Here is a 21,619-nt window from a genome sequence, read left to right as displayed (position 1 = left end):
AAAAATCTCGCTTTATATTTTTTCAATCTGACCAAAACATTCAATCTGATTATTTTGAATGATCATTCCACCTTTTTCCTTAATTCCAAAAACAGGAATCTGTTTTTCTTCTATGACTTTCTTTATATATTTCTTCTGGTGATTGCTTCCTGTATAATGGACTTCAATATCAAAATCCTGAAGATATCCTAATCCATTCATATACTGAAAATCGGAATATTCATCATCTGGAGTAATGTGAAAACAATCCAGTTGAACCATCGCTCCTGCAGATACACCAATCACAATACCCTTATAATTTTTTAAAACTTTCTTTATACGACACTCCCTGATTCGCTTCATAAATAAATCAGGTGCTCCACCAGGAATATACAATACACTGCTTCTTTCAATTTTCTCTTTCATCTGCTGATAAGAATCATTAAAATATTCAATCCATTCAATCGAATGAATTCCATATCGTTTAAATACATCCTGATACAATCGATAATAATATCCTTGTCCTTTTTTAAATTGATGATTCCAGTCTTCTATCGTCTTTGTATCATCAAAAAAAGTTAAAGCACAAATACACACTTTATCTTCTTTTTTTAAAATTCTTTTTAAATTTTCATATGCCCATTTTTCATCAAATGAAAAGTCACTTAATAAGATATTGATCATAGCCATTCCTTTTCTAATGTATATCCCCTTCCCTTTACATCCACTACTTTTTCAATTGTGATAAAGGCAGTCGGATCTATATTTTCAATAATATCCTGTACCATCCTTAAACGCTTTATATCCACAACACATTCTATTTTTTTGACTTCTTTTTTTCGATATCCTGATTGAACATATGATAAAGTAAGCCCTAAATCGTTATCCAATAAAGCATTACTGATTTCTTCAAAGGATTCACTCATAACATCCACTCTATATTTGTCCACACCCAATGTTAATACTTTTGAAATGGAATTGGTCATTATATACGTATAGATCAGACCATATATAATATAAGTCACATTGGAAAAAGGAATCTGTCCAATCATAATCAGCGTATCTGTAATATTAATGATTACATTTACAGGTATTTTTAAATATTTTGAAATCAATAAACAGGGAATGTCCATACCACCGGTAGAACCTCCTGATTTCATAACCATTCCTATACCTATTCCACATACAATTCCACCACACAATACCGCTAAAAAAATATTATCAACTATTTGCGTTAATATTGGTATTCTTTCAAAAACAGCCAAGGCAATTGGGTAAACAAAAGAGGAAAGGATCGATCCCAAAGCCAATTGTCTGCTTCCCAATACATATCCAATCGGCAGACATATACAATTTATGATTAAAACAATAATAGAAATATTCCATCCTAACAATTTGTGTCCTATGATAGAAAGTCCAGTGGCACCTCCAACAATGATATCAAAAGGTACAACGAAAGCATAAACTCCAAAAGCCAGTAAAGAACTTCCTATGATATTTAATATTATATTTTTCATATTCCTCCTAAAAAAAGTGGTCAGGATTTTCCCTAACCACGTGGATCCAAGCTTGCGCTTAATACTTTTCTTATTTACTTCTTTGTGCAATTTGCTCAATTATTTCATATACTTGTTCAATTGTTAAATTTTTAATTCCACAGGCACATTCATGTCCACCTCCATTAAAAGAAGATGCAATGTCACGAATGTTTTTTTGTTTGGAACGTAAAGAACAGGAATACAGATTGCTATCTTTCATATGAGTAAATAAAGCCCATATTTCAATTTCATTGATTCCACTTAAAACATATACTTTATCCTTGGCATTTTCATAACTCTGATAAGGTATATAATCTTCTGTTTCCATAATAGAATATAAACAGTTTTCTTTACGTACAGAGCGATTACGAACCATATTTTCATATTGATAATCCGACATAGAAATTGAAAAATTCAATTCATTGGCTTTTAATACATTCGCTCCACATTCAATCAGATACCCTGCAGCCTCAAAGGTTTCTTTTCGTACATTTGATATTGAGAATCGAATGTTGTCCGCAATTAAGCCACAATAGAAATATTGAGCTGCTTTTGAAGAAATCTGAATCTGATTTTCTTTAAAAAACAAAGGTAACATTTCGCAGGTTGCACTGGCTTTGTCATCAATCCATTCCAGATCGCAAAACGATTCAATTTTTACATGATGATCAATGCGAATTTTTCGTTTCGCAAGTTGAAAACGAGGATCAGATACTCTTGATGCGTTACTTGTATCTAAAACAATTGCTAAGGAAGAAGCAATGATTTCATCACTGACTTCATCAATAGAATGTTCAAACTTTTCAGATACAGGAGATGGAAAACCAACATTATATACTTCTTTTTCGGGATATGTCTCTTTGATCCATGTTGACAATCCCAGTTGCGATCCCATTGCATCCATATCCGCTAACTGATGTCGAAATATCGTAATTGGATTGGATTTTTTTATTTCTTCCAGTATCTGCTTAAGCATTTTCCATCAGATCCTTATAAGCATCTCTAGCCATTACCAGCTCTTCATTGGTTGGTAATAACCAGACTTCCATCTTAGAATTATCTGAACTCAGTTTTGCTTCTTTTGCGCGTACACCAATATTCAATTCATCTGGTACATCCACGCCAAATACAGACAATCCATCACAGATTGCTTTACGATACGACCAGGCATTTTCTCCAATACCTCCAGCAAAAATAATCGCATCGGCTCCACCCATTAATCCAATATAACCCGATACGGTTTCAATTACACGGGAGGCAAACATTTTCTGGGCTAAAATAGCTCTTTCATTTCCTTGGGCTGCAGCAGCTTCTACATCTCTGGAATCACTGGAAACACCAGATACACCTAGCAGTCCTGATTTTTTATTTAATAAATTATCAATTTCTTCATAATCATATCCATATTTTTTCTGAAGGAAAACAAGAATGGCTGGATCAATATCTCCACAGCGAGTTCCCATCATAATACCGGCCAATGGTGTAAATCCCATTGAAGTTTTAAAAGATTTTCCATTTTTTACAGCTGTAATGCTTCCACCATTACCCAAATGACAAGTCACAATATTTACATCTTCTAATTTTTTTCCTGTAATCTGGGCATAACGCTGTGTTAAATATAAATGTGAAGTTCCATGCATTCCATAACGGCGAACTTTATCTTTTTCATAATATTCGTATGGAATCGCATATAAATAATTTTCTTTTGGCATTGTCTGATGGAATGCTGTATCAAATACAAATGTATGAGAAGCATTTGGCAATGCTTTTTTAAAAGAACGATAACCTAATAAACCAGCTGGATTGTGTAAAGGTGCCAAGTCTGTCAATTCAATAAATTTATTGATTGCATCTTCACTTTCTAATACGGAATGATCAAAATATTCTCCTCCATGAACCATACGATGACCAATTGCCTGAATATCTTCCAACTGATTCACAATATGATTATCCACTAAAGCATCCATAATTTTTTGTACCGCTACCGCATGATCTGGAATGTCACATACTTCTTCTATTTTATTGCCATCAAATTTCATCCCAAAAATAGAATTTTCCAAACCAATTCTTTCTACATTTCCCTGTGCTAAAACTTTTTCTTCTGGCATTTCAAATACCTGAAATTTGAAAGAAGAACTCCCTGCATTTACACTCATTACAATTGCCATAATTTCCTCCTTAGAATATTTCTTTTATCTTTTCTGACAACTCTTTATCTTTTTCAGTTAATTCCATTAACTGTTTTCTTTTGCTTACATATTGTACCACAGATTCATACTTTTCTAACTGATGAATTGATTTATGTACCGCATCCAATACCGCAGAACGTGAAATATTCAATTCTTCACTGATTTCTGAATACGATAGATCTTCCTGGCAATACAGCTGAAGAATTTCCTGCTGTCTTTTTGTCAATAAAGAACCATATACATCATACAATTCATTCACGATAAAATGATCCAGCATTATTCCTCTAATCCTTTTGTGATACCCATCAAATAAGCATTAATATCAAATGGTTTCAAATCCTCTGGTTTTTCTCCTAATCCCAGGAAACGAACCGGCAAATGAAGAAGATCTCGAATTGCCAGAACCACTCCACCTTTGGCTGTTCCATCCATTTTTGTTAAAACGATTCCTGTTACATTGGTAGCTTCTAAAAACAATTGAGCCTGAGAAATCCCATTCTGTCCCGTTGTCGCATCCATTACCAGCCATACTTCATGAGGCGCACTTGGAATCACTTTTTGTGCCACACGCGACATCTTTGTTAATTCTTTCATTAAATTTGTCTTATTCTGTAAACGACCCGCTGTATCACAAATCAGTATATCAATCTGATTTTCCATTGCATATTTACATCCATCCATAATGACAGAACTTGGATCCTGATTTGGTTTTCCTTTAATACAGGCCACATCCAGTCGATTGGCCCAAACTTCAATCTGATCCACAGCTCCGGCTCTAAATGTATCCGCTGCAACCACTGCCACTTTTTTTCCTTCTTCTTTATAATTTTTAATTAGTTTCGCACTGGTTGTAGTTTTTCCCGATCCATTGACTCCAACCATAAAAATAATTGTAGGTCCATCGGAATTGAATTGAATCGGCTCATCGTTTTGTTCATCATAAAAATCATATAAAATGGAAATCAGATAATCTTCCATTGAATCATAATTTTTTATTTCTTTTCCTCTTTGTTCAAAAGCATCTACAATTTTCTGTGCCGTATGAATTCCCACATCACTTTCCAGTAAAATGACCATGATTTCTTCTAACAGCTCATCATCAATACCATGAAAGTTATTCGATAAAACACGAATACGATCCCCAAAACTTTTTTTAGATCGATTTAATCCGCTTAAATATTTATCTTTGTCATTGCTTTTCACAAAAGCTTCTTTAATTTTCTGAAAAAAAGCCATTATTTTTCCTCCTGTTCTGTTAAAGAAAGTGCTTCTTTTAATTGTACTTTTAATAATTTAGAAACCCCATCTTTCTGCATAGTCACCCCATACAATGTATCACACTGTTCCATTGTACCTGGTCTATGTGTCACAACAATAAATTGGGACTGATTTCTAAAATGAGATAAATAACGAGCAAATCGTTCTACATTAGCCTGATCCAGTGCTGCTTCCACTTCGTCAAATATACAAAGTGGCATTGTACGAGCTTTTAATATCGCAAATAAAACACTGATGGCAATCAATGCTTTTTCTCCACCCGAGAACGACTGTAAATTTTTAATGGTTTTTCCTGGAGGCTGTACCTGAATATCAATTCCAGTATTTAATACATCTTCTGGATCCACCATCACCAGTCTGGCTTTTCCTCCACCAAACATCGCTTTAAAAGACTCATTTAATTCTACATTTATTTTATCAAACATTTCACTGAATTGAACGATCATTGTTTCATTCATTTCATCAATGGCTTTTAATATCTGTTTGGAAGCTAAAAGCAGATCTTCTTTTTGTTTTGACAGGAAATCATAACGTTCTTTTACTTCTTCATATTCTTTTGGAGCCTCTAAATTGACATTTCCCAATTTCGATATTTCCTGACGAAGCCAGATTACTTTTTCTTTTGCTTCTTTCAAATCAATTTCTTTTTTATGTTCCAAAGCATATTCATAGGTCATTCTATAATCCGTATTTAAACGGTTTAAACAGGCATCCTGTTTTGTTGTATACTGCACCTGTTTTAATTCCAGAGCATGAATTTCACTTTGTAAAGCATTCATTTCTCTTCTTAATAAGCGAATATCGTTTTCCAGTTTTTCAACCTGATTTCCTACATTAAAACGACGAGAACGCAAAGAAGAAATCTGGGAAGAAGTATCATCCATCTTCGCATGCATTTTTGCCATTTGAACAACCAGATCGTCTTCTTTGATTTCTTCTGTATTCACTTCTTTTATTCCTAACTGTTTGTATTCCTGTAATAAGGTATCATATTTATCTTTTTTTACTGTATAAATATTTTCCAGTTTCGCAATTTCAATCTGAAGTGAAACACAATCTTCATTTTCTCGATCTAATTTACGTCTATATTCTTCCTGTTCATTTCTTAAATACTGAATAGATATCTCATGACCACTGATTTTTGCCTCAATCTGCTTTAATTCACTGTTTAAAGTAACCGGTGAACTAGAGTTTCGTACAAATCCACCAGTCATCGATCCACCCGTATGAACAATATCTCCATCCAATGTCACAATTTTAACCTGATATTTTAATTGTTTTGCACATTCATTGGCATGTTCAAGAGTATCAATGACCAATATATTTCCTAATAATCGATCTTTGACAAAGTTGTATTTTCCATCACAATCCACCAGTTCATTGGCCCATCCAATATATCCTTGTGCCTGTGAAGCAATAAAGAGAATCTGTGAATTCATTACTCTTGGTTTACATACATTCATTGGTAAAAAGGTTGCTCTTCCAGAATGATTCTTTTTTAAGAAGCGAATCGCATAGCGAGCACTCGCTTCATCTTTGGTTACAATATTATACAGACTTCCCCCTAAAGCCGCCTGAATAGCCATTGCCTTGTCTTCCTGAGGAATGAAAAGTTGAGAAACCACTCCTTCAATTCCAGATAAAGACTGTTTTGCCTGCATTATGGCTTTGACTCCCTGCTGATGCGCAAAAGGCTGTTTCATCATATTTTCCAGCACCTGTTTACGATTGTTTAATTGCTGAAATACATTTTCTGCCTGTCTTAATTCAAAAGAAACTCGATTTTCCTGGTTTTTAAAAGATTCCAGATTCTTTTTATGCAGAATCAGATCCGTTTTCAAAGAAGACAAACGATCTCTTCGATCTTCATATTCAAATTTTGCCTCCTTTAACATAATCTGCAGTTCTTTCTGTCTCAATTTAGCATCTTCATTTTTTAATAAATATTTACGTTTTTCATCAATTTCCACTTTACGCTTTTCCAGCTGGTAGCTTTCTTCCATTGTTTTTGTATAAACCTGCTGAAGATTGGATATCTGTGAATCTAAATTATGCATCTCTTTACGTAATGTTTCCAATTGATGATCCATTAAATTAACATCAGTTTCCTTAGAAGTCAGTAAAGTTTTATTTTCAAATAACTGTTTTTCAATCTCTTTAATCTGATTCTGATAATTTTCAATATCTTCTACCAGTACACTGATTTCAATGGAAGATAATTCTTCTTTCAAAGATAGATATTGTTTCGCCTTTTCACTTGCCTTTTCCAAAGGAGACAATTGACGAGACAGTTCATCAATAATATCCTGAAGACGATCTAAATTATCCTGCGTTTTTTCCAGTTTCTGTAAAGAAACTTTTTTTCTTTTTTTGTATTTGGCAACACCCGCTGCTTCTTCAAATAATGAACGTCTTTCTTCAGGTTTCGCATCCGCAAAACCTGAAATGTTCCCCTGTGTGATAATGCTTAAAGAATCTCTACCCAGTCCTGTGTCCATAACAAGATCGTTTATATCTTTTAAACGACAGGGAGTTTTATTAATAAAATAACTGGCTTCATTATTTGATCTCTGTATTTGTCTTGTGATTTCAATTTCTTCAAAAGGAGAATCAAAAATACGAGAGGAATTATCAAAAACCAAAGTCACTTTTGCTAAATTAACCGGTTTTCGAAATTCACTTCCAGAAAAAATAATATCCGACATACTATTCCCAGAACGAAGAGACTTGGTACTCTGTTCTCCTAATACCCAGCGAATGGCATCATTTACGTTACTTTTACCACATCCATTAGGACCTACAATACCTGTAATGTCATGATCAAACTGTATAATTGTTTTATCCGCAAAACTTTTAAATCCTAATAGTTCTATACGTTTTAAAAACATAATCCACCATCCTATCTTAGGTATTATATCAAAATCAAGAATAAATAGAAAGAAGCCAGAGAAACTGACAATTGAAATATCTAATATAAAAAGACTGTCGAATCAAAAAGATAGTCTTTTACAGATATTCAATTTAAAATTGCTTACCTGTATTTTTCAGTATACTGGAACTGCCATCAGATACACTTCTTTATCATTGTCTTTCCATAAATAAGAACAGTTATTTTTGGTCACAAAGGTATTTGAAGCCTCCAGCAATAAATCAATGGCCTCATCCATATTTAAAAAATCATCGATGCAGACAACCAGAAGAAGATAAAATACAGCTAGATCATCTGTACTGATAGTTCCATCCGTTATTTTTATTAACGATATGGAAGAAAGTATATGATCTTCTTTCATAATAAAAGTCAGATTTAAACTGTCGAACTACCGGCTCCTTTACCAATACAGGAATGAATGATATATTCAGAATTGGATAATATAAGTTTTATATGATTTTTCAATGGTTCTCTCATTCTTTCACCTTCCATCTCTATACTAAATAGAAGCAATTATCAGATGCAATTTTCATTAACAGAAAAAATATTATGGTTCAAAAATGATTTCAATAGACTTTGTGAATCAAATAAAATTGTATTAGTTCTTTTGATAGTTAAGTACCTGCAGTATAAAACATAGATAAGTGAGAATCAATTAAGGGATGATGTAATACATAATATAAAATTTCTTTTAGATTATCTCTTTATATGACATTATTCATGTCTGATTGTAAAAAAAGAATCGATTAACGATTCTTTTGATTTAGAATATTCCTTTATTGTATTTTATCTGCCCATATAAAATAAAACCAAGACCAAGGATCAATCCTATTTCTGCTTTAAACCCTTCCCAAATAAAAGCAAGAATTAAGGATAAACCAATTATAACGGTTCCTAATCCAACTGTTTTTCCATATGCAGGTACATCTTCTTCTTTTACATTTTTACGATTATAGGAATGTATCGTACTAATATTTCCCATCATATTCACAAGTCCAATTCCAGTAATAAATACACCTAATACCAGTAATAAAATATCTTTCATAACAGTCTCCTAAAAATAAAACAAATCTTCAAATTTCTTATCCAGTGCAATACATAATATTAAAGCTAACTTGGCGGTTGGATTGAATTGTCCTGTCTCAATAGAACTGATCGTATTTCGTGAAACACCTACCATATTTGCCAGCTGCATTTGTGATAGTTTTTTTTCTAAACGAACTTTTTTCAGATTATTCTTTAAAATCAGTTCTTCTTTCATTACTTACCTCCTAAAATCTGTATCATAAAATATAAGATAGCCAGTATGCCCATACCAGAATATAAAAGAACAAGAATAAGTTCAGAATGATTGTGCATTTTTCTATATTTTACAATGGATCGTGCAGCCATCATACTAAAATAAATGATTCATGGACTTATAAGCGGTTTTTTTATGATCCAGTAAAACAATAAAGAAATAAGAACACATCCAGTCAATCCCACATGACTGGATATTAAACCAGCCTGTTTTATTATTTCCAGATCAGCTAAATCTTTATTCTGATTCTCTTTTCTGCTTCTTTCGAGTATTTCTTCCTTGAACATGTTAAAATTTTCTGATACAATACCAAGTTTTATTTGCAAAAATAACATATCACTGTCAAGATAACTTGTCAACACTTTTACCAAGTTTACTTAGCAACATAATTAATATTGGCTTTTTTTGCCTGTTTTGTTAAAAGATTGGTTGGAATCGAATATAGCTTTCCATCTTTTTTTGTATAGGTGCCACATTGTCTAAAAGTAAAAGAAACATTTTTTTCAATGCATTGTTCTCTTAAATTCAATACCCAGTCATAATCCAGCAATCTTGCATTTTTATTGGATTCTCCCCCTGCGATTACACATTCAATATTTTCCAGATACTTTTCAATATTGATTTGTTCCAGTAAAGGCTGTGCAATTATATATTTATGTTTTATCTTCAAATCTTTAAAAATGGACAATTTAAAATCTGCATTCTTCTGATTTTCAATGGTACAGCCAACAATAACATTCTCATACCCATCTGACCAGTCTTCTGGTATACATTGTTCAAATCTTTGAATTCGTTTTGTCAAGAAAAGAAACATACAGTCGCTTCTTTCTTTAATCATTTTCCAGACTTCATTTCTATAAGGATCCATTTCTTCAATCAGAAAATCCGATTGAAAGCATACATATACCAGAGAAGATTTCATTTTATAATTTCCATTTTTGCATTTCCTGATTGGTTTATCAAAATCTTTGGTAAAAATAATATTGGATGTATCGATCTTTCTTTTTTTATCTCCTGCATGTATGTAACAGTATTTACATCCATCACTGCATCTTTTACAGCCTCTCCATGGATTCCAGCTTGTCATATATTTTTTCCTTATCATGTTTTTCAAACGTATCCGTCTTTGACCAGTACTGTATGCCCCAGTTTTCAAAATTCCATTGTTCCATATATGGATTGCATTCATAATCGATATAATACAAAATTTCATTCTGCACTATAAAATTAGTTGGAAAATAATCAATATTGATTCCATGATCAGTAACTCTATTCGATATTTTGTATATCTGATCCATGTATTCTTTTTTCATCAAATTATTTTTTACTAAATTATAAATGGTTTCTCCTTCTATATATTCTTTTAAAATTCTTTCTTCTTTATAATCAATATCCAGCATCTTCGGAATTGGAATTCCCGTTTTCTTTAATATCTGATAATCTCTATATTCACTTTCAATTTTATTAGAAAACGTATAATAATCACATGGTTCATGGTGAATCTGTTTTAGAACATAGAATTGATGATTTCGTTTAACTAAATAAGAATATCCTCCTTTTCCATGACCCAATAAACGAATCACTTCATACTCAATTTCATTAACTTTCATTTTTTTCTTTTCTCCAGTAATTTAATTCCATTTGCGCATACAACAGATAAATACGCAAGAGGTAATATCCATTCCGATTCTGAATCACTGATTATACAATATAAAGCCAGGCATAAACCAGTTAAAACAAATAGAATCTTAAATAAAAAAATGATTTTCTGTTTCATAATGTCCTCCCTATTTATAATATAAGATTTTAAGAAAATATTCGAAGTTTAAATTCTATATATTTGTGTTTTAATTTCATATATAAACAAAAATATTTTGTTTTCAAAATTTTAAATTTTGTTTTTTTATATAAATTCTAAAATAGTATACCTTTTATTCTTATATTCGATACTATATATGTAAGGAGATTTTTATATGAGAGCTGAAGATTTATTTAATGCATTGGATGGTAAAAATGGAATTGAATCTATTAAACAATATCCATCTACGATTATCATTCATTTAAAAAAAGACATTGATTTTACATCTAGAGAGAATATCATTCATAAAGATTCCATTATAGAAATCTGTACACAAGATTCTTTCTATTATGAAACATTAATGGAATTATTCAATCAGAAAGAAAAGAAAAAAATATTGAATGCCATTATGGAAGCATTAGCTGGCTGTTTAGTTCCATTAATGCCTATGCTGATTTGTGCTTCTATGTTTAAAACGGTTGCTTCCATACTGGGTCCAGACATGTTAAATGTTATATCCAGTGAAAGTACATTGTATATTTTATTTACTTTTGTGGCAGATGCCGGATTTTATTTCTTTCCTATTGTAGTCGGTTATACATCCGCAAAAACATTTCATGCCACTCCAGTATTAGGAATGTTTTTAGGTGCTATACTGATTCATCCAACGTTAATCGAAATGGCAGTAAACCATCAAAGTTTTAATGTATATGGAATACCTATGACCGCCTTAAATTATACATCTACGATCTTGCCGATTATTTTATCGACATGGATTTTATCTTATCTGGAACGATTCTTTAATAAAGTGATACCTGAAGCCATAAAAGTGGTATTTGCTCCCTTTTTAACTTTCTTAATTATGTTACCAGTCACTTTATGTCTGGTGGCTCCACTAGGAAATTTATTAGGAGAATATTTATGTAACGCTTTATTAACTTTAGGAAATATGGGTGGAATCATTCGTATTCTGACCATTGCTCTACTGGGAATGGTATGGGAATTTATTATTATGGGTGGTTTACACTGGTTATTTATTTCAACGATTTTTATGATTTTAGCCAGCAACGGTCAGGAAGCCATCATTACCCCTATGTGTGCAGCCGCTGCTTTTGCGGTTGGAGGAATGTGTCTGGGAGCTTTTCTTCGTCAGAAGAATAAAAAAGATAAATCCGCTACCATCTCTTATCTGATTGCTCAAATCATCGGTGGTATTACAGAACCTGGTTTATATGGAATTGGTTTTAGATACAAAAAACCATTTATTGGATTGATGGCCGGTGGATTTGCAGGTGCTTTATATGCAGCCATCATGAATGTCACAGCTTATAATTTCTTACCAGTGGCCAACTTTCTTTGTTTTTTAAATTATATTGGTGGAAATACGACAAATTTTATCCATGGAATTGTATCTGGTATTATAGGATTTGTGATAGCTTGTGTGGTAACATATATTTTAGGAGTTGAAGAATCTTATGAATAAAAATGAAATTTTACAGAATTCTCGCTGTATTTTATGTGATATTGATGGAACTTTATATGACTGGTCTCGTATTTTAAGTAAAAAAACAATAAAAGTTATCAATCAGCTGCATGACAAAGGTTATATAATTGGATTAGCTTCCGGTCGTCCATATGAAGAATTGTGTTTATACGCAAAAGAATGGGGATTTAATTTTGAATTTGATATTATTATAGGATTAAATGGAGCCGAACTATGGGTTAATGATCATTTGTATGAATACTATAAATTAAAACAGGATACAATGAAAGAAATCTGTGAAATTATGAAACAATTTGAGTGTAATCCATTTTTATACTGGCACCAGAAATTATTATGTATGAAAAATGATGAAATGATGGAAAAATCATCTCGAACATCCCATCGTGAAATTGTTGTCGCAAAAGATATATCAGAATTGTATGCCGAAGAAAATGCGAAAATTATGTTTCGAATGAGTGAAGAAGAAGTATCGAGAGTTGAAGCCTTTTTAGAAACACATGAAAGTAAAGATTATATTGGTTTAAAGACTCAATCCACATTAATTGAATTTATGGATCCTCATATCTCAAAAGGTTTTGCGGTTAATGAGTTATGTAAAATTATAAATTTGAAAGCAGAGCAGATTGTTGCTTTTGGGGATACAACCAATGACAATTCTATGTTAGAACAAGCTGGATGGGGTGTATGTTTATTAAATGGAAGCAATGATACCAAAGCCATTGCAGATGAAATCACAAAACACACTTGTTCAGAAGATGGTTTTGCGAATTATGTAGAAGAATATATTTTATGAAAAAAGAGAAAAGACAAATACAGATTCATGATTTATTAATAGAAAAAGGACGAATTCAAATTAAAGAATTGGCTAGACTTTTAAATGTAACTACAGAAACCATTCGCAGCGATATAACGATAATGGAAAGCCAGTCTCTGGTCATAAAAGAACATGGATGGGTACGTTTAAATCAATCTTTAACAGAAAAACCAGTTTCTTTTCGTATGAATGAGAATCATACCATCAAAAGAAAAATCACAATGAAAGCTTTTGAACAGATAAAAGATGGGCAGGTCATATTTCTGGATGCAGGAAGCACAATATTATCCGGTATAGATGCTTTAGCCAGTAAAAAAGATATAACTGTAATTACCCATTCTATACTAACCGCTTCACGTTTAGTGGATTTGAACATTCATACAATTTTAACAGGTGGAGATTTAAATAAGGAAAGTAAAAGAACTTCAGGTCATTTTTCAAATTATGTTATTGATCATTTTCATTTTGATCTGGCCTTTACTGGTTCTTTAGGATTAAAAGATATAAATGGATTTACCACTGTTTCAAGTGAAGGAATTGATATTTTAAGACATGCCATCAATCAGACTAGTAAACTTATTGTTGTAGCCGATTCATCTAAATTTGAACAGAATGCCACTTATATATATTGTAATTTTAAAGAAGTGGATGCATTTGTAACGGATTCATTAACAGATAAACAAAAAAATACTGTAAAAGATATTAAACAGATTATTACAATTTAAAGATGTATCAAAAATGCATCTTTTTTAAATGTCAAAATGAAATATATCATGTAATAATTAACATAAATAATAATTTATCAGTATGATGAAATTGAAGAAAGAAAAGGAGAATCTGATATGTTTAAAGTCCGGCGGTATTCATTCATAAACTAATATTTAAAGAAAAGGAGATGAAAGAATGAACCGCAGAAATGAAACAATATTTAGAAGCCATTAAAAAATTCAGACCCATCGATGATACATTTATGCAAGTCCTGTTTAAGGACAATGAAAAACTGGTCAAAAAAAGTAATTCAGATTGTATTGAATCAGACAATTGAAATCAGACATTATGAGACCCAGGCGGATCTAAAAGGTCTCAATGGTTCAAAATCTATAAGAGGGAATGTACTGGTCATTGATACAAACAATACCATCTATAATATCGAAGTCCAAAGAAATCTATCACAGGCAATACCAGAAAGATTAAGATATTATGAAAGCCGAATTGATGTATCATATCTGAAAGAAGGAATGGAATATAAAGAAATTCCAGATGTTTATATTCTATATAAAAGATCCTTATGGTCTCAATGAAGGAATTTATACAATTCAAAAATAGATAAAACAAATGAAATATGAACCCTTTAACGATCGCATTTATTTTATGTATATAAATGGTCAATATACAGGAGAAGATGAATTAGGTTATTTAATGCATGATTTTAACTGCAGTGACTATAAAGATATGATTCTTGAAGAAATGAGAGAATCGGTTAAAAAACTTAAGACAAATGAAAGTGAGGTTGAAAATATGTGTCAGATCATGGAAGAACTGGTAGAAAATGGAAGACTTCAAGATTTAAACGAAGGAATTCTTCAGGGAAACCTTAAAGGGAAATTAGAAAAAAGTATATCCACAGCTCATAATTTATATGAAATGGGATTGGGCTTGGATCAAATTGCAAAGGCTTTAGACAGTGATATCAATCAGGTCAAAGAATGGCTCTCTATACATTAAAACAACCCACTTTCATTTGAAAGTGGGTTTTATGCACATAAAGCAATATTAATAATTTTATGAAAATTCCAGGAGCCAAAATCATAAGAATGAATTCCTATCACTTTTACTCCATAATTTTCATATTCTTTTATATGAGAAAGTACCTGAGGAGCAAAGAAGACCAAATCGTATTCTTCAATCACATTTTTTAAATTATCCAGATAAGTAGAATCTACCTGTATATCCATATGAATTTCTTTGAATTCTTTTTCAATTTCACTGGCAAAATAAGAAGAAGATACTCCTGAAGAACAGACAAACAATATTTTTTTAACATTTGTATCTACAATTTGAATTTCTTCATCTGAATTGGCATTTTCTTCTTTTAAGAAATCAAAGAAAGATTTAAAATGTCTTGAGACAATTTTAATATCATCAATCACAAAATGCAGTGAGAAAACAAGAACTTCCTTTTCTACAATTTCCAGTTCTACAATCTGATCTCCTAAAAAATTAATGGTTCCTGTTTTATCTTTAAAATGAAAAACAATTTTAGAATCCGATGGTTTTTCTGCCATTGGAAAAGATCGCATCCAATGATAGAAAAAAGATTCCAATGCAGTCATTTGAAACTCTAACATCTTATCACTCTTTTCATTTCTGATGACAGAGTTATACAAAATTCTTTTTCAATTGTCAAATGATTTTCTTCATGTAAACGTTAACAAGTTGAAATTAAGCTTAATTGTACCTTTTCTCGTTCAAAATCAATATTTGAAACCCATACTTGTACAATATCCCCTACCTGACATACTTCACTTGGATGAGAAATTTTATGATTTGCACATTTTGAGATATGAACCAGACCATCATTGTGTAATCCAATATCTACAAATACGCCAAAATCTACAACATTTCGTACGGTTCCTTCTAACTGTTGACCAATACTTAAATCTTCCAGATGAAGTATATCACTTCTTAAAACAGGTGCTTCAAATTTATCACGGTAATCTCTGGCTGGTTCTTTTAACGTATCAACAATATCTTTAATTGTATATATATCACTATGTAATTCCATGGCTGCTTTTTCTAAATCAATCTGATGAATATCATACTGTTTCAATAATTTATTAGTAATATCATAACTTTCAGGATGAATTCCTGTAGCATCCAGTGGATTTTCCCCATTGAGAATACGTAAAAAACCAGCACACTGTTCAAAGGCTTTTGGCCCTAACTTATTTACCTTTTTGATCTGGTTTCGATTGGTAAACATTCCATTTTCATTTCTATATTTCACAATTTCATCCGATACTTTTTTGGATAGTCCAGACACATGTGATAACAATGCTGGACTGGCCGTATTGATATTGACTCCCACTCGATTCACAGATTTTGTGACAACAAAATCCAATTTTTCTTTTAGTCGTTTAGAAGGCAGATCGTGCTGATATTGTCCCACTCCAATGCTTTGTGGATCAATTTTAATATATTCCGATAAAGGATCTAAGACTCTTCGTGCAATGGATATCGCACTTCTTTCTTCTACCTGCAAATCCGGAAATTCTTCACGAGCCTCTGGCTGTGCCGAATAAATGCTGGCTCCTGCCTCTGATACAATAATGTATTCACAGTTCAAATGATATTTCTGTATTACACCCGCCACAAATTCTTCGCTTTCTCTGGATGCCGTTCCATTTCCAATGGCAATAATTTTTATTTTAAATTGTTGAATTCGATCCACTAAAATTCTTTCTGCTTCTTTTTTACGGTTTAAAGGAGCATGAGGATAAATTTTATCCACCTGTAACAGCTTTCCTGTTTCATCTAAAGTAGCCAGTTTACAGCCATGTGCATATCCTGGATCAAATCCTAAAATAACTCTTCCTTTTAGAGGTGGCTGCAACAATAATTTCTCTAAATTCATCGAAAATACTTCAATGGAAGATTCATGCGCTCTTTGCGACAATTCAGTTCGTACTTCTCTTTCCACACTTGGAAACAATAAACGCTTGCACCCATCTTCGACTGCCTTTAATAAATAGGAATCCGTTGCCCCTTTTCGATTATGACTGATTCCTCTATAAGCATACAGAATTGCATTTTCTTCATTAAATTCAAAAGAAACCTGAATTACTTTTTCCTTTTCCGCACGATTTATAGCCATAATCTGGTGATTTGCAATATATCTTACCGGTTTTGAAAAATCATAGTACAACTGATAAACTTTTTTCTCATCTTTGGCATCTTTTTTTATTTTCGTTACAATTTTTCCATACTTTTCAATTGATTCTTTTACACGCCATCTGAATTTCGTATTATCCGATACCCTCTCCGCTATAATATCTAAGGCACCCTGTATAGCTTCTTCTTTTGTTTGAACATTTTCATTTAAAAAAGGTTTTATATCTTTTTCTGTAAAAGAGTATGGACAGGAAACCATTAAATCCGCTAAAGGATCCAGTCCCATTTGAATCGCGAGGGCTGCTCTGGTTTTTTTCTTTTCCTGATAAGGACGATAGATATCGTCTACCTGTGATAATTTTGTACACGTTTCAATTTCTTTTTTTAAAGTATCCGTTAATTTCCCTTTTGTTTCAATCAAACGAATCACATCTTCTTTTCGTTTTTGAAGATTGATCTGATATTTGTAGTCTTCATCAATTTTTTGAATCTGTTCTTCATCTAAAGCTCCCGTTAATTCTTTACGGTAGCGGGCAATAAATGGAATGGTAGAACCCTGTTCTAATAATTCCAATACATTTTTTACCTGCTCTTCTTTTATATTTAAGCATTTTGCGATACTTTGAATTTGTATATCCATATAAAATCCTCCGCTTTTCATTCTAACAAAAATTGACAAATTGTTAAATTGTAAGTCTTTATAAAATAGTGTAGAATAACTCAGAAGGTGGTGTTATTGTGAAAGTAACAAAAGATATACAATATGTAGGTGTCAATGATCATGACATTGATTTATTTGAAGGACAATTCGAACTGGAAAGAGGAATGGCTTACAATTCCTATGTCATTCTTGATGAAAAAATAGCCGTTATGGACAGTGTGGATGTAAACTTTTCTAAAGAATGGTTATCCAACATTAAAGAAGTACTGGGTTCTAAAAAACCAGATTATTTAATTGTACAGCACATGGAACCCGATCATAGTGCAAATATCACTTTATTAACAAGTGAATATCCAGATATGGTTGTCGTTTCCAGCATGCAGGCTTTTACTATGATGAAACAATTCTATGGAAACGATTATGCAGATCGTAGAATGGTTGTCAAAGAAGGAAATACACTAGAATTAGGTAAACATACTTTACAATTTATTGGTGCTCCTATGGTACACTGGCCTGAAGTATTAATGACATATGATACTTGTGATAAAGTATTATTCTCTGCTGATGGATTTGGTAAATTTGGAGCCAATGATATTGAAGATCCAGAAGGATGGGCTTGTGAAGCACGTCGTTATTATTTTGGAATTGTCGGAAAATATGGAGTACAGGTTCAAAATGTATTGAAGAAAGCTTCTAACCTGGACATTTCGATTATTGCTCCTTTACATGGTCCTGTATTGGATGAAAACTTAGGTTACTACTTAGATTTATACAATACATGGTCCAGTTATGGTGTAGAAAGCGAAGGGGTCATGATTGCTTATTCTTCTGTATATGGACATACACAGGAAGCGTGTAAAGAATTAAAACGTGTACTGGAAGAAAAGGGATGTCCAAAAGTGGCTTTAAACGATTTAGCCAGAGAAGATATGCATGAAACCATTGAAGATGCATTCCGTTATGGAAAAATTGTACTGGCTTCTGTTACTTACAATGCAACAATGTTCCCTCATATGAAAACATTCATTGACAATTTAACAGAAAGAAATTACCAGAACCGTACAATTGGTTTCATTGAAAATGGTTCATGGGCTCCTACAGCTGCAAAAGCTATGAAAAAAGAATTTGAAAACTCAAAAAACATTTCATTCACAAATACAACAGTTACCATTCGTGGTGCTATGAATGAAGCAAACAAAGCACAGATTGAAGCTTTAGCGGATGAATTTTTATAATGAAAGATTTATTGAATTCAATCCTTTCAATCGCAAAAAATGCAGGGGATACATTTTCAGACAATCGGAATTTTGAAGTTCATGAAAAAAGTGATATTTCCAATATTGTAACTTCAATGGATATTGCCATTCAAAATATGGTTTTATCCCAATTACAGAAATTGCTGCCTCAAGCCAGTGTCTTTGCGGAAGAAGAAGACAGACAGGAAATGAACGATGGATATGTATGGGTTGTAGATCCAATTGATGGAACAACTAATTATGCTTATGATTACAAATTCAGCTGTATTTCCATTGCCCTGTTAAATCATAAAGAACCTTGTCTGGCAGTAGTCTATAATCCTTATTTAAAAGAAGCATTCTATGCCATTAAAGATCAGGGGGCTTATTGTAACGATAAAAAAATTAAAGTAACCACTCATTCTTTATCCAGCTCTGTCTGTACCATTGGTACCAGCCCTTACTATAAAGAGTATGCCGATATTACTTTTGAGCGTATGAAAAAGGTATTTAAAAATTGCCGGGATATTCGAAGAAGTGGATCAGCTGCTTTAGACCTTTGTTATCTGGCAGCAGGAAGAATAGATGCTTTTTATGAACAGAAACTGTCCCCATGGGATTATGCAGCGGGTACATTGATTGTAAAAGAAGCAGGAGGAATCATCGATTCATTGAATTGTTTCTGTTTTGATCAGCCCATTTCGATCGTAGCTGGAAATCCCGTCAACTATGAAGACTTTAAAAACACATTAGAGGAATAACATTTGTTATTCCTCTTTTTATAATATTGATAAAGATTTCAGTATAAATAACCAGAACGTTATTGAAAAACCACTTAATAAAGTTGTGATCATAACCACATTACTGGATAAAGTTCCTTCATGTCCCATATTTTTAGCCATCACAAAACAGGTTACTGTGGTAGCTGATCCTAACATAATTAATATGGCAACAATCTGATCTTTCACAAAGCCAAAATAAATAGCCAATGGTAGAAACAACATACAGAATCCAAAACATTTCATAAAAGACGCAATACAGGAAGATCCTAAACTTCCTTTTGATTTTTCAAAATCAAAAGAAGCTCCCATAGCAATCAATCCTAAAGGAGATGCCAGATTCGAAATGGAATCCACTGTTTTTGATACAATCAATGGATATGGAAGTTCAAAAAAAGAATATAGAATTCCACATACAATTCCAATAATAATCGGATTCTTTAAAATTTCTTTACATGTTTTTTTTACCAGTTCAAAATCAAAAGAATGTATTCCTGGTTTAAAAAAAGATAATACTGTTACCGCTGCAATATTATATAAAGGCACACTTCCAATAATCATTAATGGTCCCATAATGGAATCCCCATAAATATTATGTATCAATGCCATTCCCAATAAAGCGGCACTGGATCGATACGAAACCTGTATAAATTCCCCCTTATTTTTTTCTTTTAAAATACAGGATAAAAGAAAAGAAATGAATATACTTAATAAAGTCACAATAAAACAGAAACATACAAATTTTGTATCCCAGCTTGTTTTAATATCAATGGTGGCTAAGTTTTTAAAAACCATAACAGGTAATGGAATTAAAAACACAAATGAATTCATCTGACGAGCAAACGATTCGGAAACAATATTCCATTTTCGAAACAGCATTCCTAAAACCATTAATAAAAAAACAGGTAAGGTCGCATTTAAACTAAAAACCAAATTTTCCATAAAATAAGAGTATCACAATGATTTTTATGATACAATCTCTACATGAAAACAAATTTAAAGATACAGGACACAAAAGAAACCTATGAAATTTTAAAATCTTTTCCCTTAAAAGGAATCTATTATGAAGGAGATTATGGCTTTATTGATACAAGATGGAACAATGAATCCACTATTTATATAAATGCAATCAATGAAATTATCAAACGAATGATTCAAAATCATCAAAGTTTTGAAAAAGCCTGTTTTCATGAAAATCGTATTGAAATATTAGAAGATTATTCACAAGGATTTTTAAATCAGCAGCAGCTGTCTGATTATTTAAAAGACAGTTATATGGATGAAGAAATGGCAAATGGTAAACCATTAAATGATATTTATATTCGATAAGGAAATATTATGCGAAGAAAAGATATAATGAATGCATGTCCTGTACCATGGGATATGCAGTGTAATTGGACAGGGAATCAGAAAAGAAACTGGATGCTTTAAAGCAATTGATGAAACATTATCATTCCCAGGATTTTCAGCTTAATACAAGTATGATAAAAGTCACAATGGTATATCGTTTAAAAGTTCTTGAAATGACAGGACAAAGAAGTTACACATATTCACATGGAATCAAAAAATAGAATGGATTTTTTCCATTCTATTTTACGGCTTTGTCAAGCAAACTGTGTAAGTAGTTTTTAAAATTTCTTGACAGTCTAGAAACAAATGATTTCAGAATGCCTGATTTCTAAGGCTAGTGTTTAACAGAATATGTCATCGACAAAAGGGACAAG

Annotated in this window: 26 protein-coding genes; 9 read left to right on the top strand and 17 right to left on the bottom strand. The window is 32.1% G+C overall.

All coding sequences use genetic code 11. The features are described from left to right. Positions 1–12: 12 nt before the first annotated feature. From FYJ50_RS09325 to FYJ50_RS09260, 14 genes are all read right to left on the bottom strand, one after another. Positions 13–669 carry a Type 1 glutamine amidotransferase-like domain-containing protein gene (locus FYJ50_RS09325; protein WP_154461311.1) on the bottom strand — a complete coding sequence of 219 codons (657 nt, stop codon included), beginning with the start codon at positions 667–669 and terminating at the stop codon, positions 13–15. Beyond that, positions 660–1,496, bottom strand: a complete 837-nt coding sequence (locus FYJ50_RS09320) for a YitT family protein (RefSeq protein WP_154461309.1) — start codon at positions 1,494–1,496, stop codon at positions 660–662. The genes FYJ50_RS09325 and FYJ50_RS09320 overlap by 10 nt, the downstream gene beginning before the upstream one ends. A 70-nt stretch (positions 1,497–1,566) precedes the next feature. After that, entirely contained in the window at positions 1,567–2,493 is a 927-nt protein-coding gene (locus FYJ50_RS09315; RefSeq protein WP_154461307.1) for a DHH family phosphoesterase, read from the bottom strand. After that, positions 2,486–3,685 carry an acetate/propionate family kinase gene (locus tag FYJ50_RS09310; protein ID WP_154461305.1) on the bottom strand — a complete coding sequence of 400 codons (1,200 nt, stop codon included), beginning with the start codon at positions 3,683–3,685 and terminating at the stop codon, positions 2,486–2,488. Before FYJ50_RS09310 ends, FYJ50_RS09315 begins: the two co-directional genes overlap by 8 nt. A 10-nt stretch (positions 3,686–3,695) precedes the next feature. Further along, on the bottom strand, positions 3,696–3,983 hold the full coding sequence (locus tag FYJ50_RS09305) for a sigma factor-like helix-turn-helix DNA-binding protein (protein ID WP_154461303.1): 288 nt from the start codon (positions 3,981–3,983) through the stop codon (positions 3,696–3,698). Further along, a complete protein-coding gene (gene ftsY / locus FYJ50_RS09300) occupies positions 3,983–4,942 on the bottom strand; it encodes a signal recognition particle-docking protein FtsY (protein ID WP_154461301.1) in 960 nt (319 codons plus the stop codon). Before ftsY ends, FYJ50_RS09305 begins: the two co-directional genes overlap by 1 nt. Then, positions 4,942–7,872 carry a chromosome segregation protein SMC gene (locus FYJ50_RS09295; protein ID WP_154461299.1) on the bottom strand — a complete coding sequence of 977 codons (2,931 nt, stop codon included), beginning with the start codon at positions 7,870–7,872 and terminating at the stop codon, positions 4,942–4,944. The genes ftsY and FYJ50_RS09295 overlap by 1 nt, the downstream gene beginning before the upstream one ends. Before the next feature lie 156 nt (positions 7,873–8,028). Further along, complete coding sequence (locus FYJ50_RS09290) at positions 8,029–8,274, bottom strand: hypothetical protein (RefSeq protein WP_154461297.1); 246 nt, start codon at positions 8,272–8,274, stop codon at positions 8,029–8,031. A 402-nt stretch (positions 8,275–8,676) separates the two neighbouring features. Beyond that, the gene (locus tag FYJ50_RS09285) at positions 8,677–8,958 is read right to left on the bottom strand and encodes a hypothetical protein (protein WP_154461295.1); all 282 of its coding nucleotides are present in this window, start codon (positions 8,956–8,958) and stop codon (positions 8,677–8,679) included. A gap of 9 nt (positions 8,959–8,967) precedes the next feature. After that, complete coding sequence (locus tag FYJ50_RS09280) at positions 8,968–9,174, bottom strand: helix-turn-helix transcriptional regulator (protein WP_154461294.1); 207 nt, start codon at positions 9,172–9,174, stop codon at positions 8,968–8,970. Between the two features lie 149 nt (positions 9,175–9,323). Then, positions 9,324–9,500: a hypothetical protein gene (locus FYJ50_RS09275; protein ID WP_154461293.1), complete on the bottom strand. Its 177-nt coding sequence runs from the start codon at positions 9,498–9,500 to the stop codon at positions 9,324–9,326. An 86-nt stretch (positions 9,501–9,586) separates the two neighbouring features. After that, complete coding sequence (locus FYJ50_RS09270) at positions 9,587–10,300, bottom strand: DUF5131 family protein (protein ID WP_154461292.1); 714 nt, start codon at positions 10,298–10,300, stop codon at positions 9,587–9,589. Next, complete coding sequence (locus tag FYJ50_RS09265) at positions 10,269–10,823, bottom strand: BUD32 family EKC/KEOPS complex subunit (protein ID WP_154461291.1); 555 nt, start codon at positions 10,821–10,823, stop codon at positions 10,269–10,271. The genes FYJ50_RS09270 and FYJ50_RS09265 overlap by 32 nt, the downstream gene beginning before the upstream one ends. Next, a complete protein-coding gene (locus FYJ50_RS09260) occupies positions 10,820–10,990 on the bottom strand; it encodes a hypothetical protein (protein WP_154461290.1) in 171 nt (56 codons plus the stop codon). Before FYJ50_RS09260 ends, FYJ50_RS09265 begins: the two co-directional genes overlap by 4 nt. A 196-nt stretch (positions 10,991–11,186) precedes the next feature. Between FYJ50_RS09260 and FYJ50_RS09255 the strand changes: the two genes are divergently transcribed. The 5 genes from FYJ50_RS09255 to FYJ50_RS09235 all read left to right on the top strand — a co-directional run bounded on the left by FYJ50_RS09255 (position 11,187) and on the right by FYJ50_RS09235 (position 15,054). Then, the gene (locus tag FYJ50_RS09255; protein WP_154461289.1) at positions 11,187–12,494 is read left to right on the top strand and encodes a PTS transporter subunit EIIC; all 1,308 of its coding nucleotides are present in this window, start codon (positions 11,187–11,189) and stop codon (positions 12,492–12,494) included. Beyond that, positions 12,487–13,308: an HAD family hydrolase gene (locus tag FYJ50_RS09250; protein ID WP_154461288.1), complete on the top strand. Its 822-nt coding sequence runs from the start codon at positions 12,487–12,489 to the stop codon at positions 13,306–13,308. The genes FYJ50_RS09255 and FYJ50_RS09250 overlap by 8 nt, the downstream gene beginning before the upstream one ends. Beyond that, positions 13,305–14,054 (top strand): DeoR/GlpR family DNA-binding transcription regulator, encoded by a 750-nt coding sequence (locus FYJ50_RS09245; protein ID WP_154461287.1) that lies wholly within the window; start codon positions 13,305–13,307, stop codon positions 14,052–14,054. The genes FYJ50_RS09250 and FYJ50_RS09245 overlap by 4 nt, the downstream gene beginning before the upstream one ends. 267 nt (positions 14,055–14,321) lie before the next feature. Then, complete coding sequence (locus tag FYJ50_RS09240) at positions 14,322–14,630, top strand: PD-(D/E)XK nuclease family transposase (RefSeq protein ID WP_205946505.1); 309 nt, start codon at positions 14,322–14,324, stop codon at positions 14,628–14,630. A 34-nt stretch (positions 14,631–14,664) separates the two neighbouring features. Then, positions 14,665–15,054 carry a hypothetical protein gene (locus FYJ50_RS09235; RefSeq protein WP_154461284.1) on the top strand — a complete coding sequence of 130 codons (390 nt, stop codon included), beginning with the start codon at positions 14,665–14,667 and terminating at the stop codon, positions 15,052–15,054. 29 nt (positions 15,055–15,083) lie between these two features. On the opposite strand, the gene FYJ50_RS09230 is transcribed toward FYJ50_RS09235, so the two are convergent. Together FYJ50_RS09230 and FYJ50_RS09225 are read right to left on the bottom strand one after the other, a co-directional pair. Further along, positions 15,084–15,677, bottom strand: a complete 594-nt coding sequence (locus tag FYJ50_RS09230; RefSeq protein WP_154461282.1) for a PTS sugar transporter subunit IIB — start codon at positions 15,675–15,677, stop codon at positions 15,084–15,086. Between the two features lie 80 nt (positions 15,678–15,757). Beyond that, complete coding sequence (locus tag FYJ50_RS09225; RefSeq protein WP_154461280.1) at positions 15,758–17,860, bottom strand: Tex family protein; 2,103 nt, start codon at positions 17,858–17,860, stop codon at positions 15,758–15,760. Positions 17,861–17,958: 98 nt separating this feature from the next. Between FYJ50_RS09225 and FYJ50_RS10840 the strand changes: the two genes are divergently transcribed. Then, on the top strand, positions 17,959–19,116 hold the full coding sequence (locus FYJ50_RS10840) for an FprA family A-type flavoprotein (RefSeq protein ID WP_338083016.1): 1,158 nt from the start codon (positions 17,959–17,961) through the stop codon (positions 19,114–19,116). After that, positions 19,116–19,877 (top strand): inositol monophosphatase family protein, encoded by a 762-nt coding sequence (locus FYJ50_RS09215; protein ID WP_154461278.1) that lies wholly within the window; start codon positions 19,116–19,118, stop codon positions 19,875–19,877. The genes FYJ50_RS10840 and FYJ50_RS09215 overlap by 1 nt, the downstream gene beginning before the upstream one ends. An 18-nt stretch (positions 19,878–19,895) precedes the next feature. Here the strand turns inward: FYJ50_RS09215 and FYJ50_RS09210 are convergent, their stop codons facing one another. Then, positions 19,896–20,837, bottom strand: coding sequence for an AEC family transporter (locus FYJ50_RS09210; RefSeq protein ID WP_154461276.1), 942 nt, complete (start codon positions 20,835–20,837; stop codon positions 19,896–19,898). Positions 20,838–20,879: 42 nt separating this feature from the next. On the opposite strand from FYJ50_RS09210, the gene FYJ50_RS09205 reads away from it, so the two are divergent. Both FYJ50_RS09205 and FYJ50_RS09200 read left to right on the top strand, forming a co-directional pair. After that, complete coding sequence (locus tag FYJ50_RS09205) at positions 20,880–21,224, top strand: hypothetical protein (RefSeq protein ID WP_154461274.1); 345 nt, start codon at positions 20,880–20,882, stop codon at positions 21,222–21,224. Positions 21,225–21,289: 65 nt separating this feature from the next. Further along, complete coding sequence (locus tag FYJ50_RS09200; protein WP_154461272.1) at positions 21,290–21,466, top strand: hypothetical protein; 177 nt, start codon at positions 21,290–21,292, stop codon at positions 21,464–21,466. Positions 21,467–21,619 lie beyond the last annotated feature (153 nt).

It is taken from the genome of Floccifex porci (assembly GCF_009696175.1).
Lineage (GTDB): Bacteria > Bacillota_I > Bacilli_A > Erysipelotrichales > Erysipelotrichaceae > Floccifex > Floccifex porci.
Note: the sequence above shows the minus strand (reverse complement) of the source record. Positions and strands in the feature narration are given on the sequence as shown.

Coding starts and splice junctions, on each gene's coding strand:
- FYJ50_RS09280 (WP_154461294.1), bottom strand. CDS start 9,174: ATGAAAGAAGAACTGATTTTAAAGAATAATCTGAAAAAAGTTCGTTTA.
- FYJ50_RS09205 (WP_154461274.1), top strand. CDS start 20,880: ATGAAAACAAATTTAAAGATACAGGACACAAAAGAAACCTATGAAATT.
- FYJ50_RS09325 (WP_154461311.1), bottom strand. CDS start 669: ATGGCTATGATCAATATCTTATTAAGTGACTTTTCATTTGATGAAAAA.
- FYJ50_RS09245 (WP_154461287.1), top strand. CDS start 13,305: ATGAAAAAAGAGAAAAGACAAATACAGATTCATGATTTATTAATAGAA.
- FYJ50_RS09315 (WP_154461307.1), bottom strand. CDS start 2,493: ATGCTTAAGCAGATACTGGAAGAAATAAAAAAATCCAATCCAATTACG.
- FYJ50_RS09305 (WP_154461303.1), bottom strand. CDS start 3,983: ATGCTGGATCATTTTATCGTGAATGAATTGTATGATGTATATGGTTCT.
- FYJ50_RS09320 (WP_154461309.1), bottom strand. CDS start 1,496: ATGAAAAATATAATATTAAATATCATAGGAAGTTCTTTACTGGCTTTT.
- FYJ50_RS09240 (WP_205946505.1), top strand. CDS start 14,322: ATGAAAAACTGGTCAAAAAAAGTAATTCAGATTGTATTGAATCAGACA.
- FYJ50_RS09310 (WP_154461305.1), bottom strand. CDS start 3,685: ATGGCAATTGTAATGAGTGTAAATGCAGGGAGTTCTTCTTTCAAATTT.
- FYJ50_RS09210 (WP_154461276.1), bottom strand. CDS start 20,837: ATGGAAAATTTGGTTTTTAGTTTAAATGCGACCTTACCTGTTTTTTTA.
- ftsY (WP_154461301.1), bottom strand. CDS start 4,942: ATGGCTTTTTTTCAGAAAATTAAAGAAGCTTTTGTGAAAAGCAATGAC.
- FYJ50_RS09225 (WP_154461280.1), bottom strand. CDS start 17,860: ATGGATATACAAATTCAAAGTATCGCAAAATGCTTAAATATAAAAGAA.
- FYJ50_RS09295 (WP_154461299.1), bottom strand. CDS start 7,872: ATGTTTTTAAAACGTATAGAACTATTAGGATTTAAAAGTTTTGCGGAT.
- FYJ50_RS09285 (WP_154461295.1), bottom strand. CDS start 8,958: ATGAAAGATATTTTATTACTGGTATTAGGTGTATTTATTACTGGAATT.
- FYJ50_RS09290 (WP_154461297.1), bottom strand. CDS start 8,274: ATGAAAGAAGATCATATACTTTCTTCCATATCGTTAATAAAAATAACG.
- FYJ50_RS09255 (WP_154461289.1), top strand. CDS start 11,187: ATGAGAGCTGAAGATTTATTTAATGCATTGGATGGTAAAAATGGAATT.
- FYJ50_RS09235 (WP_154461284.1), top strand. CDS start 14,665: ATGAAATATGAACCCTTTAACGATCGCATTTATTTTATGTATATAAAT.
- FYJ50_RS09260 (WP_154461290.1), bottom strand. CDS start 10,990: ATGAAACAGAAAATCATTTTTTTATTTAAGATTCTATTTGTTTTAACT.
- FYJ50_RS09250 (WP_154461288.1), top strand. CDS start 12,487: ATGAATAAAAATGAAATTTTACAGAATTCTCGCTGTATTTTATGTGAT.
- FYJ50_RS09270 (WP_154461292.1), bottom strand. CDS start 10,300: ATGACAAGCTGGAATCCATGGAGAGGCTGTAAAAGATGCAGTGATGGA.
- FYJ50_RS09215 (WP_154461278.1), top strand. CDS start 19,116: ATGAAAGATTTATTGAATTCAATCCTTTCAATCGCAAAAAATGCAGGG.
- FYJ50_RS09265 (WP_154461291.1), bottom strand. CDS start 10,823: ATGAAAGTTAATGAAATTGAGTATGAAGTGATTCGTTTATTGGGTCAT.
- FYJ50_RS09275 (WP_154461293.1), bottom strand. CDS start 9,500: ATGTTCAAGGAAGAAATACTCGAAAGAAGCAGAAAAGAGAATCAGAAT.
- FYJ50_RS09230 (WP_154461282.1), bottom strand. CDS start 15,677: ATGTTAGAGTTTCAAATGACTGCATTGGAATCTTTTTTCTATCATTGG.